The organism is Pseudomonas sp. MPB03 (assembly GCF_046605385.1).
Taxonomy (GTDB): Bacteria; Pseudomonadota; Gammaproteobacteria; order Pseudomonadales; family Pseudomonadaceae; genus Aquipseudomonas; species Aquipseudomonas zanjanensis.
This window is the reverse complement of record NZ_CP176770.1, coordinates 2,096,058-2,119,601: the sequence shown is the minus strand read 5'-3', so window position 1 is coordinate 2,119,601 and position 23,544 is coordinate 2,096,058. Positions and strand designations below refer to the sequence as shown.

Sequence of the window (23,544 nt, the reverse complement as noted above, 5' to 3'; positions counted from 1 at the left end):
GAGCGAGCTTGCTCGCGATAGCGGTGTACCAGTCAATCATTACGCAAGCTGACACACCGCTATCGCGAGCAAGCTCGCTCCCACAAAAGGAAAGTCCCATAGGGGGAATACGGTGGGTTCAGGACTTTCCGAAGCAACTCGCGATCAACTTGTCGAGCACCTTGTCGGACTTGGCCTCGGCCTTTTCCATCGTGGCGTGCCAGGTCGGTACGCAAGCGTGCAGATCGGTTTCTTCCTTGGCCCTGGCCAGCCATTGCCAGCAATCATGCCAGTCGCCCAGCGCGCCCTGGGCGGATTTGAGTCGGGGCATGGCCGCTTCGGGCAGGCGGTCGAGCTCAGGGTAAGCTTCGATGGCGTAGCGCACACGCTTGATCAACAAGCGCAAACGGTGGCGGTCATGGGCCGGATCGCGCAGGGCTTCGTCGAGTTTCTTCCATTGCTTGTCCAGGCGCTTTTCGATGCGTTTGCGCAAGCCCTTCAGCAACCCCTCACGCTGGGCGGCGCGAATGAAGCGCGGGAACGCATCGAGGATCATCAACAACTGGGCCAGCTCGACACTGGCGGCCACGGCGGGATAGGCATCGGCCATTTGCACCTGGCGTCGCCGCGCCGCCGCGATCTGGCCGTGTTGCTCAAGGTAAGCCGCCAACACTTCGCGGTCGCGCAGGGGGGTGGTCAACGTACCGACCGCCGAAGCCGCCGTTTCCAGTTGTTCGACGCCAGGCAATCCACGCAGCGGACGCAACAAGCTGCGCAAACGGCGTACCGTCGTGCGCAGGTCATGCAGGGCTTCGCTGTCGGTGTGGGCATTCAAGCGGGCCTGACAGGCCAGCAGGCGGACTTCCAGGCCCAGTATGCGGGCCACCAGCCGATCGATCATTGGGCGTACTCCGTACGCAGCTTCAAGTCGGGAGCCTCAAGCCGCAAGTAAGGAGCGCGTCGCACGTTCCTTACTTATAACTTGCAGCTGTTTTTATCGTCCCGCGCGGGATTCGCGGATGTAGAAACGCGCCTTCTCGGCTTTCTTGGCGCAGCCTTCGAACGCTTCGAATTGCTGCTGGGTCTTGGCGCCAGTCAGCAGGGACAAGGCCTTGGAGTAGCTGACGGTGCCGGCAAAACCTTCGGCCTTGGCCAGGTCCAGTTCACGCCAGGCGCTGTCGAGTTGGCTGCCACAGCTGTCACGGTAAGCGGTTTTGCCTGCGCAACCAGCCAGGGCCAGAACCATCAGGGAAGCCACCAGGGGCAGGCAGATCCGGGCTTTCATCGATTACACCTCAAGTCAGGAAAACAGTCGTGCTGGTAAGACGGTCGCACCGGCAAAAAGTGCCAAGGCCCGACCGGGTAAATTCCAGTGTGGGAAAGAATACGCAAATGCCGCGCTGGCGTATCAAATAACGACGCGTGCGCCACAATGATTGAGCCGAGCCGTCGATGAGTGCATTGTTGAAGCCTGTTCGACAAGAGGCCGGGTCATGACAAAACGTGTCGCATTGGTATTGGGTTCGGGTGGAGCCCGGGGCTATGCCCATATCGGGGTGATCGAAGAAATCGAACGACGCGGCTATGACATCGCCTGCATCGCCGGTTGTTCCATGGGCGCTGTCGTCGGCGGGATCTATGCCGCGGGCAAGCTCAAGGATTACCGCGACTGGATCGAAAGCCTCGACTACCTGGATGTCCTGCGGCTGGTGGACGTCAGCTTTCGCCTGGGGGCGATTCGCGGTGAGAAAGTGTTCGGGCAGATCCACAAGATCGTCGGCGACATCAATATCGAGGACCTGCGCATTCCCTACACCGCCGTGGCCACCGACCTGACCAACCAGCAGGAGATCTGGTTCCAGGAAGGTTGCCTGCACCAGGCAATGCGCGCCTCGGCAGCGATTCCCAGCCTGTTCACGCCGGTGATGCAAGGCAATCGTATGCTGGTCGATGGCGGCCTGCTCAATCCGTTGCCGATCGTGCCGGTGGTGTCGAGCCACTGCGACCTGATCATCGCCGTCAACCTCAACGCCACCAACCAGAAACAGTATCGATTACCGGTGATTCCGCGCCCCGCCGCGTTCAGGCGTCGCTTCGACACCCTGGTCAGCTCACTGGGTTCGCGCCTGCCGTTTCGCCGCAAGCAGGCCGAACAACTGTTGCTGCTGGAGCAGGAAGCCTTGAAGGCCGAGGCCGCCGACATCAACCCATGGATCGACTCGGTCGAGCCCGAAGGCCAACAGCCGGCTGCCGCGCCGGAGAACGAAGGCGCGCCGAAATCCGCCACCGGTTCATTCATCATCGATAACGTCGGCCCGGCCTCGTTGCTGGACTTGATCAACCAGAGTTTCGAAGTGATGCAGACCTCCCTGGCCCAGTACAAGATCGCCGGTTACCCGCCGGATGTGCTGATCAACGTGCCGAAGCGGGTGTGCCGGTTTTTCGAGTTCTACAAGGCGCCGGAATTGATCGCCCTGGGGCGGGAGATTGCCAGCGATACCCTGGATCGGTATGAGCGTGAGCAGAACTAGGGATTTGCGGTGGCTGTGCGGGCCTCATCGCGAGCAAGCTCGCTCCCACATTGGATCTGCGGTGGACACTGCCCCTGTGGAGCGAGCTTGCTCGCGATGGCCACAGCCCAGACAACACAGAACTAAAGCCCACCCTCCCCCAACAACCGATACCCCACCCCCGCCTCGGTCACGATGAACCGCGGCCGGGTCGGGTCGTCGGCCAGCTTCTGGCGCAGGTGACCGACCACGATCCGCAGGTAGTGACTGTCTTCGGTGTGGGTCGGGCCCCAGATGTCCTTGAGCAGTTGTTGCTGGGTGATGACCCGCCCCGGATGCCGCGCCAGTTGCGCCAGGACGGCGTACTCCTTGCGGGTCAAGGCCACTTCGGTGTCGTCCAGCAGCACCCGTCGATAGGCCAGGTCCACCGTCAGCGGTCCGAACTTCAGCGCAGCCTCCTGGGGCTCGCCGGTCGGGGCCTGGCGCAACAGGGCGCGAATACGGGCGAGGAACTCCTGGATGCCGAACGGCTTGGTCACGTAATCGTTGGCGCCGTTGTCCAGCGCCTCGACTTTTTGCGCTTCGCTGGCCCGCACCGAGAGCACCAGCACCGGCACCGTCGACCATTGGCGAAACTCGCGCAACACCTGCTGGCCGTCCATGTCCGGCAGGCCCAGGTCGAGCACCAGCAAGTCGGGCTTGTTCAGCGCCGCTTGGGCCAGCCCTTCGGCGCCGGTGCCGGCTTCCAGCACCTTGTAGCCTTGGGAGCTCAGGCTGATGCGCAGGAATTTGCGGATCTGCGGTTCGTCATCGATGACCAAAAGGGTCGCGGTCTGGCTCATGGGGCTCGTTCATTGCAATCAAATGGAAAGGCTAGCAGGTCGCAAGCTGCGGGTAGCAAAAGAGTATCTCAGCCGGGCTCAAGCTTCATCGTCCATGCCTGGTTGCGCCTGCAACGGCAGGTGCAACGTGATGCAGGTGCCGCGTCCGTCGAGACCTTCGGCCACACTGATTCGCCCGCCGTGGGCGCCGACCATGCCCTGACAGATCGCCAGCCCCAACCCCGTGCCCTGCCCGCCCCGATCACCGCGCGCGGCGGTATAGAACATGTCGAAGATTTTCTCCCGTTCCTCTTCAGGAATCCCGGGCCCTTCATCGGCCACGGCAAAAAACACCTCGCTGTCGGTCGCCCCGGCGCTCAGCAACAGGCGTCCTTGAGCCGGCGAGAAGCGCGCCGCGTTCTCCAGCACGTTCACCAGCGCCTGCTCGATCAATGCTGCATGGACATGCAATAAGGGAAGTTCGGCAGGCACCTCGATACTCAGCGTCAGCGGCGCCAACACCGCCCGCAAGCGGCTCAGCGCGCTGCCGACGATATCAGCCGGCGCAACCCAGTCCCGCGCCAGTTTCAGGGCACCGTGGCCGAGGCGGGTCATGTCCAGCAGGTTCTGGATGTAGCGATCCAGCCGCTCGGCCTCATCGCGGGTGCCTTCCAGCAGCTCGCGACGATCGGCCAGCGGGATCGCCTCACCCAGCGCCAGCAGGCTGTCGATGCTGCCGCGCATGGCGGTCAGCGGTGTGCGCAGGTCGTGGGACACTGAAGCCAGCAAGGCGCTGCGCAGTTGTTCGGTTTCACCATGCAGACGCGCCGCCTCCAGGTCCTGGGCCAGTTGCGCCCGCGCCAGCGCCTGGGCCAAGGGCTGACTGAGGGCCGCCAGCAAACGGCGGCGCTGGCCACTCAACGGCTTGCCTTCTTTCGGGCATACACCCAGCAATGCCAGCGGCCCGCCTTCCGCCGATAATGGCCACCACCACCAACGCCCGGAAGGCAGTGTCCCGGTGCCGGCGCCAGCCGGCTGGTCGTGCTGCCAGGACCAGTCGGCCGCCGCCCGTTCGGCCTCGGTGAAGGTCAACGGCTCACCACTTTCGGCCTTCCAACCGCCCTGGCCATCGCGATTGAGCAGGCACAGTTGCAAGTCGTGCCAATCGTTGAAGTGCTGCACGGCGGCGCTGATCACCGCCTGGCGGTCGGTGGCGGCCGTGAGTTTGCGGGACAGGTCGAGCAGCTCGCCGGTTTCCTGTTGGGTATCGCGCAAGGCCTGCAACTGGCGACGCTGGCGAGCGGCAAGATTGCCGGTCAGGGCCGCCATGAGCAGGAAAAACACCAGCGTCAGCACGTCTTCTTCGCGCTGGATGGTCAGGGAAAAGTTCGGCGGGATGAACAAGAAGTCATAAGCCAGGAACGACAGCGCCGCGCAGGCCAGCGCCGGGCCGAGACTGCTGCGCACCGCCACCAGCAAGACCGCCATCAGGAACACCAGGGAGATATTGGGCAACGCCAGCAACCCCGAGATACCCCAGGCCAATGCGCTGGCCGCCGCGGTCGCCAGCAACGCCAGTACATAATCGAACCCGGTCTGGACGGCGCTGGAACGCACGCGGGCAGGACGCGGTTGCTCATCGCTGTCCAACACGTTGATCTCCAGCCCCCGGGCATCGCGCAGCAGGCGCGAAGCGAGGCCGCCGCCAAACAGGCGTCGGCGCAGACGTGGCCGGGACTGGCCCACCAGCACCAGCGTGGCGCGCCGTTCAGTGGCATGCTGGATCAGCGTCCTGGCCACCTCGCCGGCCCGCAGCAACACGACCTCGCCACCAAGACGTTCAGCCAGTTGCTGGGCGTTCTGCAAACGCTGGCGCGAGAGTTCGTCACGGGCACTGCCGTTGTCCACATGCACCAGGCTCCACGGCAGATGCCGACGCTGGGCGACGCGGCTGGCATGGCGCACCAGGCGTTCAGCCTGCACGTCACCGTCCACACCTACCAGCAAGCGTCCGCGCACCGCCGGCGCGGCCTGGCCCAGTTGTCGATAACCCTGGGCCAAGTCATTGTCGACCTGGGCGGCGGCCGTCTGCATCGCCAGCTCACGCAACGCGGTGAGGTTGGTCTGGGAGAAAAACGCATCGATCGCCGCCCGAGCCTGCTCCGGCACGTAGACCTTGCCATCGCGCAGGCGCTCCAGCAGCTCACGTGGCGGCAGGTCAATCAGCAGCAGTTCATCGGCTTCCTGCAGGACCCAGTCCGGCAACGTCTCGCGCACCTGCACGCCGGTGATGCCGCGTACCTGGTCGTTGAGGCTTTCCAGATGCTGGACATTGACGGTGGTGTAGACATCGATGCCCGCCGCGAGCAGGTCCTGAATGTCCTGCCAGCGTTTGGCATGGCGGCTGCCGGGCGCGTTGCTGTGGGCCAGTTCGTCCACCAGGACCAAGGGCGGCCGGGCGGCGAGCAGACCGTCGAGGTCCATTTCCTCGAGCATCACACCGCGATATTCCGAACGCACCAACGGCTGCTGTACCAGGCCGCCGAGCAGCGCTTCGGTTTCGCTGCGACCGTGGGTCTCCACCACCCCGGCCATGACCCTCACGCCTTGGCGCAATTGGCTGTGGGCCGCTTGCAGCATGGCGTAGGTCTTGCCCACACCCGGGGCCGCGCCCAGGAAGACCTTGAGCCGGCCACGGCCGTTGCGGGGCAGATTGGCTAACAGTGCGTCGGCGCGGCCGGAGTCGCTCATGTTGGGGATTCTCATCTTTCGAATAGGTCAGTCACCCTGTGGGAGCGAGCTTGCTCGCGATAGCGACAGGTCAGCCGACATCGATGGCGACTGATACACCCTCATCGCGAGCAAGCTCGCTCCCCACAGGTTCCTACAGTTTTTCCAGGGCCAGGTTCAGCGCCAGCACATTCACCACAGGCGGTCCCACCAAGGGTTGCTCGGTGTTGGCATCGAGCAATGGCTGCAACGTCGAGATCGGCAGGTTGCGCGCCGCGGCGACACGCGCCAGTTGATAGGCAATCGCCGCCGGAGGCAAGTGCGGATCCAGCCCGCTGGCGGAGGTGGTCAACAGCGCCAGCGGCACCGGGCCCTGACCGGGCACCTGGAGCTTGCCGGCGGCATCGATCACCCGTGTGGCCAGGGCCGGGTTGCTCGGGGAGAAGTTGCTGGCACCGCTGGCGACCGTGGCGAAGGCACCGGCCGATGGCCGTGGATGAAACCAGGCATCACCGGTGAAATCCTGGGCGATCAGCGTAGAGCCTCGGACCTTGCCGGCGGCGTCGACGACCAGGCTGCCGTTGGCCTGGGCGGGAAACGCGACTTGCGCCACGCCGGTGACTACCAGCGGGTAAGCGACACCGGTGATCAGGCTCATCAGTAATAACAGGCTCAAGGCCGGGCGAATCAGAGTGGACATCTCAAAACCCTCGAATAAGAAAACAGCTGATTTGCAGGCACATCCATTTGTGGCGAGGGAGCAAGCTCCCTCGCCACAAAAGCTTCTCCTGTCACAACAACCAAGCATCAGGCTCAAACCAGCCCCAACGCCGTCAGCAACATATCGATCGCCTTGATCCCCACGAACGGCACCACGATCCCGCCCAGGCCATAGATCAACAGATTGCGCCGCAACAACGCCGCCGCGCTTGCCGCTTGCACGCGCACGCCGCGCAGGGCCAGGGGGATGAGCACGACGATGATCAAGGCGTTGAAGACAATCGCCGACAAAATCGCGCTCTGCGGGCTGCTCAGGTGCATCACGTTCAACACACCGAGCTGTGGATAAATCGAGGCGAACAGTGCCGGCAGGATCGCGAAGTACTTGGCGATGTCGTTGGCGATGGAAAAGGTGGTCAACGCCCCACGGGTCACCAGCAACTCCTTGCCGATCTGCACCACGTCCAGCAGTTTGGTCGGGTCGCTGTCGAGATCGACCATGTTGGCCGCCTCCCGAGCGGCCTGGGTACCGTCGTTCATCGCCATGCCGACATCGGCCTGGGCCAGGGCCGGGGCGTCGTTGGCACCGTCGCCGCACATGGCCACCAGCCGACCGTCATTTTGTTCGTGACGGATACGCGCCAGCTTCTTCTCCGGCGTAGCCTCCGCCAACACATCATCGACACCCGCCTCGGCGGCAATCGCCGCGGCAGTCAGCGGGTTATCGCCGGTGACCATCACCGTGCGGATCCCCAGCTTGCGCAACTCGGCGAAACGCTCGCGGATGCCCGGCTTGACCACGTCCTTGAGATGGATGGCTCCCAGCAACCTGCCGTCCATGCACACCAGCAGCGGCGTGCCGCCACTCTGGGCGATCTTGTCGACCTCCCGCGCCAGTGCCGACGGCAACTCATTGCGTGCAAGGCCGATGAAATCCAGCAAGGAATCCACGGCGCCCTTGCGGTAGATGCGGCCCTGATAGTCGACCCCGGACAAACGGGTTTCAGCACTGAACGGCACAGCCGTCAGCGCTTCGATGCCAGGCTCGGGCTGTGGTTGCAAACCGCGCAGGTACTCGACGATGGACTTGCCCTCCGCCGTGTCATCGGCCAACGAGGCGAACAGCGCGCCTTCGGCCAGTTCCTTGGCAGTCACACCGGGGGCGGCATAGACCGCCGTGCAGCGACGATTGCCAAAAGTGATGGTGCCGGTCTTGTCCAGCATCAACACATGCACATCCCCCGCCGCCTCGACCGCGCGGCCGGATTTGGCAATCACATTCAGGCGCACCAAGCGGTCCATCCCGGCGATGCCGATGGCCGACAGCAACCCGCCGATGGTGGTGGGAATCAAGGTGACCAGCAGGGCCACCAGAAACACCAGCGGCAGGCTGGCGTTGGCGAAATGGGCGAACGGCTGCAGCGTCACCACCACCAGCAGGAAGATCAGCGTCAGGCCGATCAACAGGATGTCCAGCGCCACCTCGTTCGGCGTTTTCTGGCGCTTGGCACCTTCCACCAAAGCGATCATGCGGTCCAGGGTGGACTCACCAGGATTGCTGGTGATGCGTATTAGCAGCCAGTCGGAGACCAGTCGCGTATTGCCGGTGACGGCCGAGCGATCGCCGCCGGATTCGCGGATGACCGGCGCCGATTCGCCAGTGATCGCCGCCTCATTGACCGCGGCGATGCCTTCGATCACTTCACCGTCGCCGGGGATCATGTCGCCGGCCTCGACGCGCACCACATCGCCTTTGCGCAGACGGGTGGCGGGGATGATTTCAAAACCGCTGGCGGTCTGGCGACGGGCATTGAGGCCTTCGCTGCCGGCCTTCAAGCTGTCGGCCCGGGCCTTGCCCCGCCCTTCGGCCAAGGCTTCGGCGAAGTTGGCGAACAGCACCGTGAACCACAACCACAGCGCAATTTGCGCGGCGACGAAGGTCGGCACGGCGCTGTCAGGAATGAAGCACAACACGGTGGTGAGGATCGCGGTCAGCTCCACCACCAGCATCACCGGTGCACGGTGCAACTGGCGAGGATCGAGCTTGACGAAGGCTTGCAACAACGCCGGGCGCCAGAGGGCCGACAGGTGAGTCTTGGGTTGCTCCGGCGCCTTGGCGGCGATGGTTTTGCTCATTGGCATATTCATCATCAAGTCCTCAGAAGCCCATGCTCAGGTGCTCGGCAATCGGCCCCAGCGCCAGGGTCGGCAGGAAGGTCAAGCCGCCGACCAGCAGGATGGTCACGGTCAACAGGGTCACGAACAGCGGGCCGTGGGTGGGAAAGCTGTTCTGGCCAATCGGCGCGGTCTTCTTCAAGGCCAGGCTGCCGGCCAACGCCAGCACCGGCAGGATGTAGCCGAACCGACCGATCAGCATGCCCAGGCCCAGCATCAGGTTGTGGAAGGGTGTATTGGCACCGAACCCGGCGAATGCCGAACCGTTGTTCGCCCCCGCCGAGGTGTAGGCGTACAACAACTGGCTGAAACCATGGGCGCCAGGGTTGCTTACCGCCGCGGCCGGCCCGGGCAGGCTGGCGGCGACAGCACCCAGCACCAGCACGCTGACGGGCATCACCAGCAGCGTTGCGACCAACAGTTGCACCTCTCGGGCGCCCAGCTTCTTGCCCAGGTATTCCGGGGTGCGACCGATCATCAAGCCGGCCAGGAACACCGCGATCAGCACGTTCAACAGCATCCCGTAGAGCCCGGCCCCGACGCCGCCGAAGATCACCTCGCCGACCATCATGTTCACCAGCGACACCATGCCACTGAGCGGGTTGAGGCTGTCGTGCATGCCATTGACCGAGCCGTTGGACGCAGCCGTGGTGGTCACCGACCACAGCACGGTGGCGGTGGTGCCGAAGCGGGTTTCCTTGCCTTCCAGCGGTGCGGTTTGTTCGACGGCCGCGTTGTCCAGGGCCGGGTTGGGCTGGTATTCGGCCCACAGTGACGTCGCGCCGCCGATCAAGAACAGGGCCAACATGCAGGCGATGATCGCGCGGCTCTGGCGCAAATCCTTGACGTAATGACCGAAGGTGAACACCAGCGCGGCGGGAATCAGGATGATTGAAGCGACTTCGAACAGGTTGCTCCAGGCCGTCGGGTTTTCGAAAGGGTGCGCCGAGTTGACGCCGAAGAAACCGCCGCCGTTGGTGCCCAGTTGCTTGATCGCGATCTGGCTGGCGGCCGGCCCCAGCGGGATGACCTGGTCGGCACCCTGCAGCGTGAGCCCATGCACATAGTGGGCGAAGGTCTGCGGCACGCCCTGCCAGACCAGGAATAACGCCAGCAGCAGGCACAGCGGCAACAGTCCGTAGAGGGTGGCGCGGGTCATGTCGACCCAGAAGTTACCCAGCGTCATGGCGGACTTGCGCCCGATGCCGCGACACAGCGCCACCAGCACAGCCAGGCCGGTGGCGGCGCTGACAAAGTTCTGCACGGTCAGGCCGACCATCTGGCTCAAGTAGCTCAGGGACGCTTCACCGCTGTAGGACTGCCAGTTGGTGTTGGTCATGAAGCTCACGGCCGTGTTGAAGGCCTGGGTCCACTCCATGCCGGGCAGTTGCTCGGTATTGAGGGGTAAATATCCCTGCAGCAGCAGAATCGCAAACAGCAAGACAAAACCCGCCAGGTTGAACGCGAGCAAGGCCAGGGTGTATTTCTGCCAGCTCTGCTCAACGGTGGCGTCGACACCGGCCAGGCGATAGCAAGCGCGCTCCACCGGGCCGAGAATCGGCGAAAGCCACGTGCGCTGGCCTTCCATCACTCGGTAATAAAACCGCCCCAGGAACGGCGCCGGAACCAGCACCAGGGCGAAAAAGGCGAGGATCAGCCCGAAGTCATAACCGTGCATAACCGCTCCTAGTTCCGATCGGCGCGCAACAGCGCAACCAGCAGATAAATGAACAGCGCCACTGCCAGCAGCAGCGACACCCCGTCCAGAACACTCATGGGATTTCTCCGTGGTACGGCGTCGTGCCGTGTGGGGAGTGATTGTCTGCAGGGAGGCTGTAAAGGAGCGAGATCGAGAAAGGGATTGGGGGATAAAGAATCTGTAAAAAATACTGGCTGGGCTGGCCTCATCGCGAGCAAGCTCGCTCCCACAGGAATTCTCAGTGGACGCGGATTCTGTATTCACAACAGAACCATTGTGGGAGCGAGCTTGCTCGCGATAAGGCCAGCCCTGGCACCAACGCTCTGAACTGGGGCACAAAACCAAGCCATCCGGCAGCGAACATCCCCGATACGACACGATTTCACCCATTACGACTGCCCCCGCCAGCCTGGCACGCCCGCTGCACAGCCCCTCCCCAGCGCTTTTGCTATGGATCGAGGGGAGCCACCGATGAACACACAACTCAAACCCACCCTGGGCACCCTGCATTTATGGGGCATTGCCGTCGGCCTGGTGATTTCCGGCGAGTATTTCGGCTGGAGCTACGGCTGGGGCGTGGCCGGGACACTGGGCTTCCTGGTGACCTCCTTCATGGTGGCGGCCATGTACACCTGCTTCATTTTCAGTTTCACCGAACTGACCACCGCCATTCCCCATGCCGGCGGGCCGTTTGCCTACAGCCGTCGCGCCTTCGGCGAGAAAGGCGGATTGATTGCCGGGCTGGCAACACTGATCGAATTCGTCTTCGCCCCACCAGCGATTGCCCTGGCCATCGGCGCCTACCTGAACGTGCAGTTCCCGGCGCTGGACCCGAAACACGCCGCCGTCGGCGCTTATATCGTGTTCATGGGCCTGAACATCCTCGGGGTCAAACTGGCCGCAACGTTCGAGTTGGTGGTCTGCGTACTGGCTGTGGCCGAACTGCTGGTGTTCATGGGCGTCGTCGCCCCGGCGTTCAGTTTCAGCAGCTTCGCCCTCAACGGCTGGGCCGGCTCAGATGTGTTCGGCGCACCGGCCATCGCTGGCATGTTCGCCGCGATTCCTTTCGCCATCTGGTTCTTCCTGGCCATCGAAGGCGCGGCCATGGCCGCCGAAGAAGCCAAGGACCCGAAACGCACGATTCCCAAGGCCTACATCAGCGGCATCCTGACCCTGGTGTTCCTGGCGATGGGCGTCATGTTCATGGCCGGCGGCGTCGGCGACTGGCGTACCCTGTCGAACATCAACGATCCCCTGCCCCAAGCCATGAAAACCGTGGTCGGCGAAAGCTCCGGCTGGCTGCACATGCTGGTGTGGATCGGCCTGTTCGGCCTGGTGGCGAGTTTCCACGGCATCATCCTCGGCTACTCACGGCAGTTCTTCGCCCTGGCCCGCGCCGGCTACCTGCCCGCCTCCCTGGCCAAACTGTCACGCTTCCAGACCCCACACCGGGCCATCATCGCCGGCGGACTGATCGGCATTGCCGCGATCTACAGCGACGGCCTGATCAACCTCGGCGGCATGACCCTCACCGCCGCGATGATCACCATGGCCGTGTTCGGTGCCATCGTCATGTACATCATGAGCATGCTCAGCCTGTTCAAGCTGCGCAAAACCGAACCCAACCTGGAACGTACTTTCCGCGCACCGGGCTACCCAATCGTGCCGGGGATCGCCTTGGTGCTGGCGGTGGTGTGCCTGGTGGCGATGGCCTGGTTCAACGCGCTGATCGGGCTGATCTTCCTTGGCTTCATGGCGGTGGGCTTTGTCTACTTCGTCCTCACCGCACAACTGCGTGCGGATGCTCCCGCCGACGCGATGCTGACCGGGCTGTGAGGTGAAGCCGGCCGAACGGGCGTAGTATTGAACCACTGCGAACAACATTCGCTCATAAGTGGTAAGTGCGATGGATTGGCGAAACGTTCGTCTGTCCATCGCGCCCTCAAGGAGAGCCCTATGCCCTGGTATGCCTGGTTGATTCTGATTGTCGCAATCGGCTCGATCGTGGGAGGCCTGATGATGCTGCGCGACACCGCCAACAAAGTCGAACTCACGGACGAACAGCGCAAGCGTGTTGCCGAGCGCAATGCGGAAATGGATGCGAAGGAAGCCAAGGATCGTTGATTACCTGGCTTACCCAGACTTTTGTGGCGAGGGAGCTTGCTCCCGCTGGGCCGCGAAGCGGCCCTAACCCTGCTGGCGCGGAGTGTCAGGCTAATCGAGTTTTGGCCGTTGGGGCTGCTGCGCAGCCCAGCGGGAGCAAGCTCCCTCGCCACACAAGCAGGCACCCGATAGCAAACGCGGTGCTATTTTTCCCAATCCGCCTTGGCAATATGCAAGCCATGCAGCCCCTTGTACGCGGCCCGCTCAGGCTGGCTCCAGCCCTCCAGCAATGAATCCTCCAACCGATAGATCTCCACACCCAGCGGACGGCAGACGCTGAGAGGATCCTGCGCCTCCGGCCCCCACATCGCCAGCGACAGGTCACCACCCGGGCAGGTGGACAAGGCACACAACAAATCGATCTCGGCAAAAAACTCCAGGTAATCCCCCTTCTGCGCCGGACAGGCCTTCATGAAGTACATATCGTCATGATTGAGCCCTGTGCACTGGAAAATATTCAGCACGTCATGCACATCGAACTCCGTCAGGCCATGGGGCAACACCGCACGGGTCAGGTTCGAATGGCAGTGATGATGGAAATCCTCCCCGGTCAGCATCTTGTTCACATACGGATCACAGCGCGTACCCAGCAGGTCATGGAGTCGTCCACCATGCTCATCGATGCCGTAGCCAGCCAGGCTGTCGTCGGTGATGGTGACCAACGGCCGCAGGAATGGCAGGTTCGACCACAACCGATCATGGGTGCTGACATGAGCGCCCTGAAGCTGACGGGTGCGCGCCGCCCACAGGCGCTCCCGCGGGTCATGGGCATTCCAGACGTTGAAGTCCCCCACTTGCGGCCCTACTGGGGTGGTGACGCGGAACACATGACCTGCGGGCACGTGCCAAGCGCGGCCGGTGCGGATGGGTACTTCGAACTGCTCGATCAGGGTGCGTTTGTCCTGCTCGGTGCGGATACGGTCGTAGAAGGGTTTGTCCACCTGCAGGGCTGAACCTTTGCTGACTTGGTAGGCGGCTGGGTAGTCTTTGTGCATGGCGCGGGTCCTTGATCAGGGGTGATGGGTGGGAGCCAGCATCTGCAAAAGCAGTTGCTCGGAATCATCGAGATAAAGGCTCATCGCTTCGTGAGCCGCCAGCTTGTCACCTTCGGCCAGCCAATCATGGATGCGTCGGTCACGGGCCAGCCACGGCGCCTGGAAACGCGCCTCATCGGGTGCGGAGCTAAACACCAGTCGCAGTTGTGCGATCACATTAGTGAAGAACTCAGCAACGGACTGCGCATCATCCCTTTGTCGCGCATGCACCAGGTCAACCCTTCCTGGCCGAGGCGGTGTAGCGCTTCGCGGATGGTGTTCGAGGTAAGCGCTCCCCTCCCAACCTAGTCGAGCTTGAGGAACATATCGATGCACAGCCTCGCCTTGCGTCCTCTTACAAACAGCTTGATCGTCCTTCCTGCCGCATTATGTCGATGAGTAAGAAACCGCCTCAACCATGCCGGATGCACAGAATTTAGCACCGTTACCTCGCGGCTACGAGCCAGGGTGAGGCGCAGAGGACAGTAGGATTCCAAAGAAGTAAATTAAGGCTCTGCTGACCATGCCGACGAGAATGTAACGAGGTACTCAGCGGGGTACACCAATGATGTTTGGATTATATGAAGATGGGCGCAACCTGGGGCCGGTGGCCGTTTGTCAATAATATTCAGGTGCACAAGCCCAAGCCCAAAAAGGCACCTTTCGATTACTTTTACAGAGCGCCCAGACGAAGTTTTAGCATTGAATATCACTACAGTAATGTCAGAACGCAAATATTCTTGCTATGCCCCCGGCATGATGAAGAGTTCGCCCGAAAAGTCTCTAGTGGTTCTGATCAACGGATTCCTCAGCGCAACAATCAGGGACTGATTGTTGACCCTTACTAACATCGGAGAAGCGAATTTCCCACTCTTAACCAGTTCGACCACATGTCCTGTCGTTAGGTCTTTCCTGACCAATCCGCCATCAACAGGGGAAAAAACAGCGAAGAGTCCATCGTCTGTAATTGCCGATCCGCCAGCGTAAGTATGGACCGCCACGTCAGCAATTTCTCTATTAGAGAGGCATTGCCGATTCTCCACATCAACCAGAATAACTCTGCTGAGCCCGACATGCCGGCCTTCATCCATTTGGGTGTAGGACACCGACAACACGCTTTCAGAAACCCACTTGCTCTCAAATGGAACAGTGTCCGCCAATGCGCAGCCTCCAAGTTCGATAGGTATCTCGAGTTTTGTTTGAAAAGCATCGCCAGTAATTAGCACCGTCAGACCTTGATGACGTTTCGCCGCGGCTGAGTATATAGCGTATGTCATCGCGCAACGGCCATTGACCGAAGTTGACAATGCCGTTGAATATGGAAAAGTGCCTGGGCCAATACCTGCTATCAGTATCGGGTTGCTCCAAGTATCACCACCATCTTCCGAAGTCCTTGCCACGACTTTACGCCACTCACCTGCTGAATACTGCCCAACACGCTCTTGTAGCGTATGCATAAGAACGATTTTTCCGTCCGGCAGCGCTGCCAACGAAACATAGGTCGAGCGTCCACCATCGATTATACGAACCTTACCCCACTCTCCAATTGTTCCTGGGTGCGATGTGCGAGCGAAGAACAACGGCGAAGAATGGTTGCTGAAACAAGCAATCACATGACCGGCATATTTCCCTGAAGGAATTCTTAATAGCGACGGGGAACCGTGGTCGCTAGCCCCTTCGAAAGTATGTAACTTGGCTGTCTTATTAACAAGCAATCGCTCACTGACGTCAGATACCAGCACATCACCGGTTGAGCTGATATAACCAATACAGAACCCCCCAACGACTTCAGCGACAGCCGGGCGATTGTACCAAAGACTGTATGCGTTACTGATATTCAGTGGTCGATTCGGCATATAACGCCGAATTAAAGGAACTGAAGTGAACGCTGCAACAACCCCTGCCGATATCAGAAAGCTCCTACGGTTCATCAAAACAACTCGCCTGCTTGAAAAGGGTTGGATTATGACACCGTAAACGCCGCAAGCCACGGATTTGCTCATACCATTATTTCCACCACTTCAGGGACGGAGGCGTGGCATACCTCTACCCCGCCCATAGGCTGTATCCGTCCGGCCACCTCAGCTTCCTGACGCAACCTCCGAAGGCCTTGCTGTCCTAATTTAAGTGGACACCATTTCTGGCCCAACAAGCGGATTTTTCACGCACCCTCAGCCGTACCTAAGCAAATCTTTTAAAGACAAGGTCATCCAGAAGTGGCCGAGCCCGGCACCTCTATCGCAAGCATCGCCTTGGGCTACGGGCCTCAATCCCAATTTGGAACCGGATATACGCCGCCGAATAGGGCAAAAAAAGCGGTACCCGTGATGGATGAGTTGCATGCCTGGATGGTCGACCAGCGCAATATCGAGCACAACGGTTCGGCCATTGGCAAAGTCTGGTCATAGCTTGAAACGCTGGACGGGGCTGTGCCTATTGCTACGCAGCGGGCAAGCGCGATTGCAGCGCTACCGCCGCATAGGTGGCGTCCGGCTTAATCGTACGAGACGGTTTGCTCGTACGCTTAGGCGCTTCCAGAACTCATTCAAAACTCGCACCCGCCAGACGGCAAAAAGGCCAGTCAATTCGACCGGCCTTCTCAATCACAAACTCAATTCAATTCAATTCAATTCCAACTTATCAAGGTTCCTGTCGAGAATCGCCTTACCGATCCCCTTGACCTCCAGCAACTCCTCGACCGAAGAGAACGGCCCATTACTCTCCCGATAAGCAACAATCGCCTCGGCCTTGCCCTTGCCTATCCCTGACAGCTCGCGCTGCAACGTTGCAGCATCCGCCCGGTTTAAATCCACCTTGGCGCCCTGCGTTTTGGCGGGCTGCTCCACCGTGTGAGGCGTAACGACGGACTCATGCTTGGCCGCTGGGGCGGCGATAGCCGCGACTGAGGCACTGGTCAGAAGGGCAAAAATCAAAGAGTATAAGTAACCTGTACGCATAAATGACGCTCCATGACATCGTAAGAGAGAAGCAGCTTTCCCGAAGCTGCCTCTCAAACTTAGGCCATGAAGACAGCTTGTCAAAAGTCAGAATGTTACAGAAAGCGTAAAAAAAAGCGCCAGTCCACCGAAGTGAATTCATAATCGGCGGGATCCATGACTCCGGATATCGGGGCAACGAACCCGAAGCCTCTGGAAACGGGCCGTGGCGGTTGCACGCATCAGGACCATACGGCAAACTTGCCGCGCTTTTAATTTTGGGGAAAATGATGAGTTTAAAGATAAAGGGACTTGACGGTCTGCGAGGTATTTCGGTGCTACTTGTTATCATGTCCCATGCGGTCATCTGGCCTGTCATAGGGGTCACGAACCCCGCCTTACTGTCAGTTTTGAGTCCTCATGTGGGTGTTAGTATTTTTTTTGTTCTATCTGGCTTCCTGATAACTTTTTTGCTTATTAGAGAAAAAGAAGCAACTGGAAAAATTGACATCTTTTCCTTTATCAAACGACGAGCCCTGCGAATATTTCCACTCTATTATCTGGCCATTCTTTTCTTGGCTATCATGGATGTCACAGGCAAAGCCGGGATAACGAATTGTATTTACCCTTATGCATTGACATACACCATAAACTTTGTTCCAAAAGCGTGCGCTTTTTCTGCGATGTCACACTTCTGGTCTCTGTCCGTAGAAGAGCACTTTTATTTGTTCTGGCCAATTATTTTTGCTTTTGGCAAACGAACCGCCATCGCAACGATTTCGCTGCTAGTCTTTGGTTGCCTTTATTTCGGAACCAGTCTTTATGAACCTACAACACTCTACTATTTAGGCAGATGGACATTCCCGGCAATGCTGCCAATTCTGGTCGGCTGCCTGGTTGCCTTTGTTTGCAACGTTGATCATATCAAGAAGACTTTCTCCAGCCCTACCATATCTGGAATATTGTTAATCTCGATAGTGGCTGGACTCACTGCGCCGGCATTTATAAAATCGGAAACTGCCTGGCTTGTCTCAGTAGGGGCCTTAGTTTTATACATTTATCACAATCAAGAATCCTTGCTAGTCAAGTTGCTCGAACTCAAACCTTTAGTAGCCGTCGGAATCATTAGCTACGGTTTGTATGTATGGCAAGGCGTCTTTACGGGTAACGGCACTTATCGAACAGGACACGTGTTTCCACCCAGCGTGGATATCGGCGTATGGCTGACCTTTGTAGTCGCACCACTAAGTTATTTATTCTTTGAAAAACCGTTATTGAAACTAAAGAAAAAATATTCTTGGCAGGAGAAAAAGTCTCAAGACGATAAGATTTTCAGCGCGGAAAAATTAACTACTGCAACAAAGCCGGATTAACGGTTTCGTTTCAACCAGTTAGCCCAGCTGACAGCTTAACGACGCCTAGGGCCTGATGTCAGGCCCGGGCATATGCACTTCGTCAAGGTTCAAGACGACGCTGCTGATAGATCCAGTCGACGATCTCCCCGTCTGGGGCGTATCCACTGACAGTGTCACGTAGCAACTGACGGACTCTCGCGTAGTCATCATGCTCGATGGCAGCCAGCAGTTCAGTCAATCTCGCCTTAAGCACATCCCACGACAGATAGTCCTCGTTGGCACTCATGATCATCGGATGGGGGGTTGCGACGACGTTATCGCCAATCAGCAACTCTTCGTAAAGCTTCTCGCCAGGGCGCAGGCCTGTGAATTCGATTGAGATATCGCCGTGAGGATTCTTCTCCGAACGAACACTCAAGCCGGACAAGTGAATCATTTTTTCCGCCAGCTCTACAATTTTCACCGGCTCGCCCATGTCCAAAACAAACACATCCCCCCCCAGCCCCATCGAGCCCGCCTGAATGACAAGCTGAGCGGCCTCTGGGATTGTCATGAAGTAACGTGTGATCTTGGGATGGGTGACAGTTAGCGGTCCACCTGATTTGATCTGCTTATGAAACAGCGGGATAACCGAACCGGATGATCCCAGCACATTGCCGAAACGGACCATCGTAAAACGGGTCTTATTGACACGAGATACATTGGCCTTGTCGCCGAACAACACTGGCGCCAGTTCACGACTAAGCGCTTGCAGGGTCAGCTCAGCAAGGCGCTTGGTACTGCCCATCACATTGGTCGGACGCACAGCCTTGTCCGTCGAAATCAATACAAAATTCGATACACCTGCCTGAAGCGCCGCCTGCGCAGTGTTCAACGTCCCGACCACATTATTTAGAACGCCTTCGGCGATATTATGCTCCACCATCGGCACATGCTTATAAGCGGCGGCGTGATAGACCGTGTCGACATTCCATGTCTTCATCACGTCCAGCAACTTGTCTTGATCCCGCACTGACCCAAGGATCGGTAATAATCGAACCGACAGCGACTCACGAGCGATTCGAGGCTCAAGTTCGGACAAAATGCTATAGAGATTGAATTCGCTATGCTCGAATAACAGTAACGTAGTTGGCTTGAGCGCGAGGATCTGCCTGCAAAGTTCGGAGCCGATCGAACCTCCCGCCCCTGTCACTAAAACCGACTGCCCCGAGACACAATGCTCAAGCAAATCAGCCTGAGCAGGGACCGGATCACGCCCTAGGAGATCGGCGATATCGACTTCCTGGATGTCGTCGACCTTTACCCGACCACTGGCCAAGTCCATGAATCCGGGGACGCTACGTACATGCAGCGGAAAACCTTCGAGCAGCGTCAATATCTCCCGACGGCGTCCTCGAGACGAAGACGGAACGGCAAGCAAAATCTCTTGCGCGCCAGTGGTATCGATCATTTTTTGAATGTGTTTAGGTTGATAGACCTGCAACCCGGCAATGACTCTATCGGCGATGCTTCTGTCATCATCAATGAACGCGACCGGCCGCATCACTCGCCCCATGCGCAATGCCGCAACGAGTTGGTTACCTGCGGCTCCGGCACCATAAATAGCGACCTTCGGCAGGCCATCATCACGACTGGTAAACGGTACATGTTGGGCTGCGGTAAACCAGTCCCCCAGAAAATACTGCCGCATCACCAGGCGCAACCCGCCAATCATGATCAGGCTCAGCCACCAGTAGTTGAAAATGATAGAGCGAGGCACTACGGTCTTATGATTGCTGTACCAATACACCACAAGAGCCAGCAGCAAGGCCGAAAGACTGACCGCCTTGCAAATGGTGATCAGCGCGTCGTTACCGAAATAACGCATGACCGCGCGGTACATGCCAAAGCGGATGAAAATCGGTATGGCAATCAACGGAGCGGAGGCAAAAAGCCAAAGATGCGTTTCGATCGGGCTGGCCAAAGCCTCGACGCCGAGCCGTACGACGAATGCCAGCCATAAGGCAACCCAGACCAAAACGACATCAGTGGCCACTTGGATAGCGCGCTTGTGGCGTCTCGGCAGCCCCAGTAGGATTGTTCTTAATTTGTCCATAAACCCTTCACGCACCTTGGCCAGCTCCTAAACTAATCCATTTTCGATACACACAGTTACATCTTCGTTCGTTGGACAACCGACGAACAAAAAACGCGAACCCTACAGCGAAATCAGGCCTTCTCAAGCTCACCGGCATGAAACCGGATTGCCAGTACCAGCAGTGGCACGTAAGCCAATATTAACGCCAATGCTCCATCCATGTTCCACAACACGACACAAGCTGCCAAAGGCAGCAGCCAGAACAGATTGATTGCCGTCACCGCCAACGTAACCGGCAAGTGGCGGCCATAATGACGGGAAGCGAACTGATAGGCGTGACTGCGATGAGCCTCGTAGACCTTATCGCCGCGCAGCAGGCGCCGTAACAATGTTGCGGTTGCATCGACAATAAAGACTCCCAGCAAAATCAGCCAGACCCAAAGCAGCTTGGGTGAACTCCAGGCCGCCTGCAGCGATAGCAACCCCAGGATAATGCCAAGAAATCCACTCCCCGCGTCGCCCATGAAGATACGGGCAGGAGGAAAATTCCAGTACAGGAACCCCGCTACTGCCATCGCAAGTACCAACGGAGCCAAAATCAGGTTTTCAAAACCTCCCAACCAATAGAGCAGACAGGCTCCAAGGCAAGCACAAATCGCCTCGACGCTGGCGATTCCATCGATGCCATCCATGAAATTATAAAGGTTGAGCATCCAAACCAGATAAATCGCCGCGAGCACATGCCCGAGCCAGCCCAAATCCAATACAAAACCAAACATCTCCAGCGCAGGCAAGCCACCCAGCCAAAAAAGAGCCCAGCAAGCACCGAGGAAATGTCCTAGTAATCTCCAGCGTGCAGCGATGTGGCCGTGGTCGTCGAGAAAGCCCAAAAGCGCTATGCCTGCTCCAGCCCCCAACAAAGCCCAGGTAAATGTCCAACTGAGCCCCCCAAGAAAGGCCAGGATTGGCAACACTGCTAGAAACCCCAAGACGATGGCCACGCCCCCACCGCGAGGCGTTGGAACCGAATGAGAACTTCGGGCGTTCGGAACATCCATCAGGCTTCGGGTCAGGGCATAACGTCGCAAGCCGCTGGTTAAGGCCAATGAAACAAAAAACACAATACCCACTACAAAAGAAATTGCCATGAATTCAAACTCGACCTTTTTTTGATGAAAGGGCCATGTAATCCACTCCAGCCTTGAATAACGCTTCAGTTGTTCCAAGCGGGGGGGTCCAGTCAAGTAGCTGATGCGCCTTGCGGGAATCAATAACCAAGGAGCCAAATAATTGGGAGAACATATTTTCTTTTCCCAATAGTTTTGCTCCCAAACGGATGGCTCCTACAGGCACATAAATCAAGCGGGCTGTACGTCCCATGCCGCTGGCAACAGAACGTACAATATCTGCTGTAGAGACATCCGTCCCATCGGAAATCAAGAACAGCTCCCCGGCCGCAGCAGGATGCTTAATGCAATGCGCGATAAAATCTATGAGATTATCTAGCGCAATCATGCTGCGTTGATTATTGGCTGCCAAGAAAGGAAGTGGCATACCGAGCTGAACAATCTTTAGCAAGCGGTGAAAATTTCCAGGAGCATTTCCACCATAGACCAAGGGTGGACGGATAATGACAAGCTCCATGGAGGAGTTCTTGACCAGTTCCTTCAAAGCCTCTTCGGCTTCAAACTTTGAAAGCGCATACGGTGTACTTGGGTTATTTCCACTCAACTCCGAAATTTTTGAATCCGTTGTCTCAGTAGCACTGACGCCGATCGAGCTGACAAATATAAATCTCCTGACACCGCTACGCATTGCCTCTTTCGCCAAGCGAAGCGTCGCGTCCACATTTGCACGCCTGAAAGCCGAAAGAGGATCCTTTTCCTTGTCGTTCAGAATATGCGCTCGTCCTGCGAGATGTACGATTGTCTCCACATCAACACACGCTTCGGCTAAAGAGTCATTTTCAAGATCCAGGCAAACGTAGTCAAAATCCTGTGATGGAGGAATAGAACTCCGACCTACACCCTTTACGACATGACCTTGTGCACTCAAAATTTCACAAAGCAAACCGCCTATATAACCTGACGCTCCGGTAACCAACAGCATGCGAAATACCTTAATTAAATTTCCAGAATCCGCCGAGACAGAGACGCATACTCAAAATTAGCCTCTAAGAAACGTCGACCTTTCACGCCCATCTCTTTCAAAAGATTTTTATCAAGCAACAGCATCTCTTTGAATGTCTCTGCAAGCTGCTCAGGCTGACCAGGAATTAAGGACATACCGCAACCGGATTCTTTTACCGGATCATTAAAAGCGTTATACGAAGCAACGACAGGAACACTGGCAGCCATATAATCATACAGCTTGTTCAAGCTTACACCGAATCTATAAATAGGCAGGTCGTGCATCACGAAAAAACCAGCGTCTACAAGTGAAAGAGCTTGCTGGATTTGCGCTTTATCAACCTGCGAGTAAAACAGAACGAAGTCAAAACCAAGCTCTTTGCAGCGAGTTCGTAACTCGGCGTCTTGCTCTCCCTTACCAACTATGATGAATTTTACCGCTACGCCATCCGGAATTTCAAAAAAACGTAAAGCATCTAAAAATAAGTGCATTGCGTTGGGCTCACCCAAGGCCCCAGCATAAAAAAACAAGAAATCACCCTGAGACTTAAAGCGCCTTAAATCCGTCAATAAACAAGAGTTTGTAGAGTTCATAACGGAGTAAGCATCAGTAAGCGAGAAGCCATTAGGAACGTATCTAAATTTCTCAGGTTTCATTCCTCGAGATACCATATGCTGCTGGGCACCAGGCAATAAGGAAATAACTGTATCAGCTGAAAAATATGCAAAACGTTCAATAAGCGATAAAACGAGGACAACAGGATGAAATTTATTAAATCCGGCGATCTCCTTCAAGCTCAAGGGCCAGATATCCCGAACCTCGAAAGAAATTTTCGCCCTGAAAAATTTTGCGCAAATAAAAGCAGCCGGATAGCCGAAAGGGTGTGCAGAAGAGTATATAATGTGGTGTGGCTTTCTTTTTAGTCCCAAGCGTATTAAAGAAAAGAAAAGAACAAAACCAAAACACACCATGGACAAGAATCTACCGATACCATTGCCCCTGTATCTCATACTCCTTACAAAATTATATGAAATTCCTTCAATGAGTTCACGTCCCGATTTTCTTACCTCACCATCCATCAGATGATGATAGCTAGGCGTAACTATCTCAACGTTGTTCCCCTGAGCCTTCCATTCGCTTGCAAAATAAAAGGAACGCCAATAGCGCCCGACACCAGGACCACCAGCATAAGGATTAATGTACCAAATATTCATA

Annotated in this window: 19 protein-coding genes and 1 pseudogene; 4 read left to right on the top strand and 16 right to left on the bottom strand. The window is 57.8% G+C overall.

Annotated elements, in window-relative coordinates; translation table 11 throughout:
• Window positions 1-118: 118 nt before the first annotated feature.
• Window positions 119-880 (bottom strand): CHAD domain-containing protein, encoded by a 762-nt coding sequence (locus tag ACLH0I_RS09355; RefSeq protein WP_250962382.1) that lies wholly within the window; start codon window positions 878-880, stop codon window positions 119-121.
• Between the two features lie 93 nt (window positions 881-973).
• Window positions 974-1,264 (bottom strand): hypothetical protein, encoded by a 291-nt coding sequence (locus tag ACLH0I_RS09350; RefSeq protein ID WP_014337256.1) that lies wholly within the window; start codon window positions 1,262-1,264, stop codon window positions 974-976.
• Between the two features lie 208 nt (window positions 1,265-1,472).
• Here ACLH0I_RS09350 and ACLH0I_RS09345 point away from each other — a divergent pair, with 208 nt between their 5' ends.
• Window positions 1,473-2,510, top strand: coding sequence for a patatin-like phospholipase family protein (locus ACLH0I_RS09345; protein ID WP_411386869.1), 1,038 nt, complete (start codon window positions 1,473-1,475; stop codon window positions 2,508-2,510).
• A 122-nt stretch (window positions 2,511-2,632) separates the two neighbouring features.
• Here ACLH0I_RS09345 and ACLH0I_RS09340 read toward each other — a convergent pair whose 3' ends face one another.
• The 6 genes from ACLH0I_RS09340 to kdpF all read right to left on the bottom strand — a co-directional run bounded on the left by ACLH0I_RS09340 (window position 2,633) and on the right by kdpF (window position 10,711).
• Entirely contained in the window at window positions 2,633-3,331 is a 699-nt protein-coding gene (locus ACLH0I_RS09340) for a response regulator (RefSeq protein ID WP_411386868.1), read from the bottom strand.
• Window positions 3,332-3,409: 78 nt separating this feature from the next.
• On the bottom strand, window positions 3,410-6,061 hold the full coding sequence (locus ACLH0I_RS09335; RefSeq protein WP_411386867.1) for a DUF4118 domain-containing protein: 2,652 nt from the start codon (window positions 6,059-6,061) through the stop codon (window positions 3,410-3,412).
• A gap of 133 nt (window positions 6,062-6,194) precedes the next feature.
• Window positions 6,195-6,740 carry a potassium-transporting ATPase subunit KdpC gene (gene kdpC, locus ACLH0I_RS09330; protein ID WP_250963489.1) on the bottom strand — a complete coding sequence of 182 codons (546 nt, stop codon included), beginning with the start codon at window positions 6,738-6,740 and terminating at the stop codon, window positions 6,195-6,197.
• A gap of 113 nt (window positions 6,741-6,853) precedes the next feature.
• Window positions 6,854-8,908 carry a potassium-transporting ATPase subunit KdpB gene (gene kdpB / locus ACLH0I_RS09325; RefSeq protein ID WP_411386866.1) on the bottom strand — a complete coding sequence of 685 codons (2,055 nt, stop codon included), beginning with the start codon at window positions 8,906-8,908 and terminating at the stop codon, window positions 6,854-6,856.
• Window positions 8,909-8,918: 10 nt separating this feature from the next.
• Window positions 8,919-10,613, bottom strand: coding sequence for a potassium-transporting ATPase subunit KdpA (gene kdpA, locus ACLH0I_RS09320; RefSeq protein ID WP_411386865.1), 1,695 nt, complete (start codon window positions 10,611-10,613; stop codon window positions 8,919-8,921).
• 8 nt (window positions 10,614-10,621) lie between these two features.
• Window positions 10,622-10,711 carry a K(+)-transporting ATPase subunit F gene (gene kdpF, locus ACLH0I_RS09315; RefSeq protein ID WP_003218754.1) on the bottom strand — a complete coding sequence of 30 codons (90 nt, stop codon included), beginning with the start codon at window positions 10,709-10,711 and terminating at the stop codon, window positions 10,622-10,624.
• 394 nt (window positions 10,712-11,105) lie between these two features.
• On the opposite strand from kdpF, the gene eat reads away from it, so the two are divergent.
• Together eat and ACLH0I_RS09305 are read left to right on the top strand one after the other, a co-directional pair.
• Window positions 11,106-12,470, top strand: a complete 1,365-nt coding sequence (gene eat, locus ACLH0I_RS09310) for an ethanolamine permease (RefSeq protein ID WP_186704738.1) — start codon at window positions 11,106-11,108, stop codon at window positions 12,468-12,470.
• A gap of 120 nt (window positions 12,471-12,590) precedes the next feature.
• Window positions 12,591-12,758 (top strand): DUF2897 family protein, encoded by a 168-nt coding sequence (locus ACLH0I_RS09305; protein WP_003183831.1) that lies wholly within the window; start codon window positions 12,591-12,593, stop codon window positions 12,756-12,758.
• A 182-nt stretch (window positions 12,759-12,940) separates the two neighbouring features.
• Here the strand turns inward: ACLH0I_RS09305 and ACLH0I_RS09300 are convergent, their stop codons facing one another.
• The 4 genes and pseudogenes from ACLH0I_RS09300 to ACLH0I_RS09285 all read right to left on the bottom strand — a co-directional run bounded on the left by ACLH0I_RS09300 (window position 12,941) and on the right by ACLH0I_RS09285 (window position 16,788).
• Window positions 12,941-13,792, bottom strand: coding sequence for an urea carboxylase-associated family protein (locus ACLH0I_RS09300; RefSeq protein ID WP_411386864.1), 852 nt, complete (start codon window positions 13,790-13,792; stop codon window positions 12,941-12,943).
• Between the two features lie 15 nt (window positions 13,793-13,807).
• Window positions 13,808-14,046: pseudogene (locus ACLH0I_RS09295) on the bottom strand (GntR family transcriptional regulator); the annotation flags it as partial.
• Between the two features lie 528 nt (window positions 14,047-14,574).
• The gene (locus ACLH0I_RS09290) at window positions 14,575-15,834 is read right to left on the bottom strand and encodes a hypothetical protein (RefSeq protein WP_411386863.1); all 1,260 of its coding nucleotides are present in this window, start codon (window positions 15,832-15,834) and stop codon (window positions 14,575-14,577) included.
• Window positions 15,835-16,452: 618 nt separating this feature from the next.
• Window positions 16,453-16,788 carry a ComEA family DNA-binding protein gene (locus tag ACLH0I_RS09285; protein ID WP_411386862.1) on the bottom strand — a complete coding sequence of 112 codons (336 nt, stop codon included), beginning with the start codon at window positions 16,786-16,788 and terminating at the stop codon, window positions 16,453-16,455.
• 212 nt (window positions 16,789-17,000) lie between these two features.
• Between ACLH0I_RS09285 and ACLH0I_RS09280 the strand changes: the two genes are divergently transcribed.
• Window positions 17,001-18,140: an acyltransferase family protein gene (locus ACLH0I_RS09280; RefSeq protein ID WP_411386861.1), complete on the top strand. Its 1,140-nt coding sequence runs from the start codon at window positions 17,001-17,003 to the stop codon at window positions 18,138-18,140.
• 82 nt (window positions 18,141-18,222) lie between these two features.
• Here the strand turns inward: ACLH0I_RS09280 and ACLH0I_RS09275 are convergent, their stop codons facing one another.
• The 4 genes from ACLH0I_RS09275 to ACLH0I_RS09260 form a co-directional block, all read right to left on the bottom strand.
• Entirely contained in the window at window positions 18,223-20,217 is a 1,995-nt protein-coding gene (locus tag ACLH0I_RS09275; protein ID WP_411387484.1) for a polysaccharide biosynthesis protein, read from the bottom strand.
• Window positions 20,218-20,330: 113 nt separating this feature from the next.
• Window positions 20,331-21,347, bottom strand: a complete 1,017-nt coding sequence (locus tag ACLH0I_RS09270) for an MraY family glycosyltransferase (RefSeq protein ID WP_411387483.1) — start codon at window positions 21,345-21,347, stop codon at window positions 20,331-20,333.
• 4 nt (window positions 21,348-21,351) lie between these two features.
• On the bottom strand, window positions 21,352-22,308 hold the full coding sequence (locus ACLH0I_RS09265; protein WP_411386860.1) for an NAD-dependent epimerase/dehydratase family protein: 957 nt from the start codon (window positions 22,306-22,308) through the stop codon (window positions 21,352-21,354).
• A 14-nt stretch (window positions 22,309-22,322) separates the two neighbouring features.
• On the bottom strand, window positions 22,323-23,543 hold the full coding sequence (locus ACLH0I_RS09260) for a glycosyltransferase family 4 protein (RefSeq protein ID WP_411386859.1): 1,221 nt from the start codon (window positions 23,541-23,543) through the stop codon (window positions 22,323-22,325).
• Window position 23,544 lies beyond the last annotated feature (1 nt).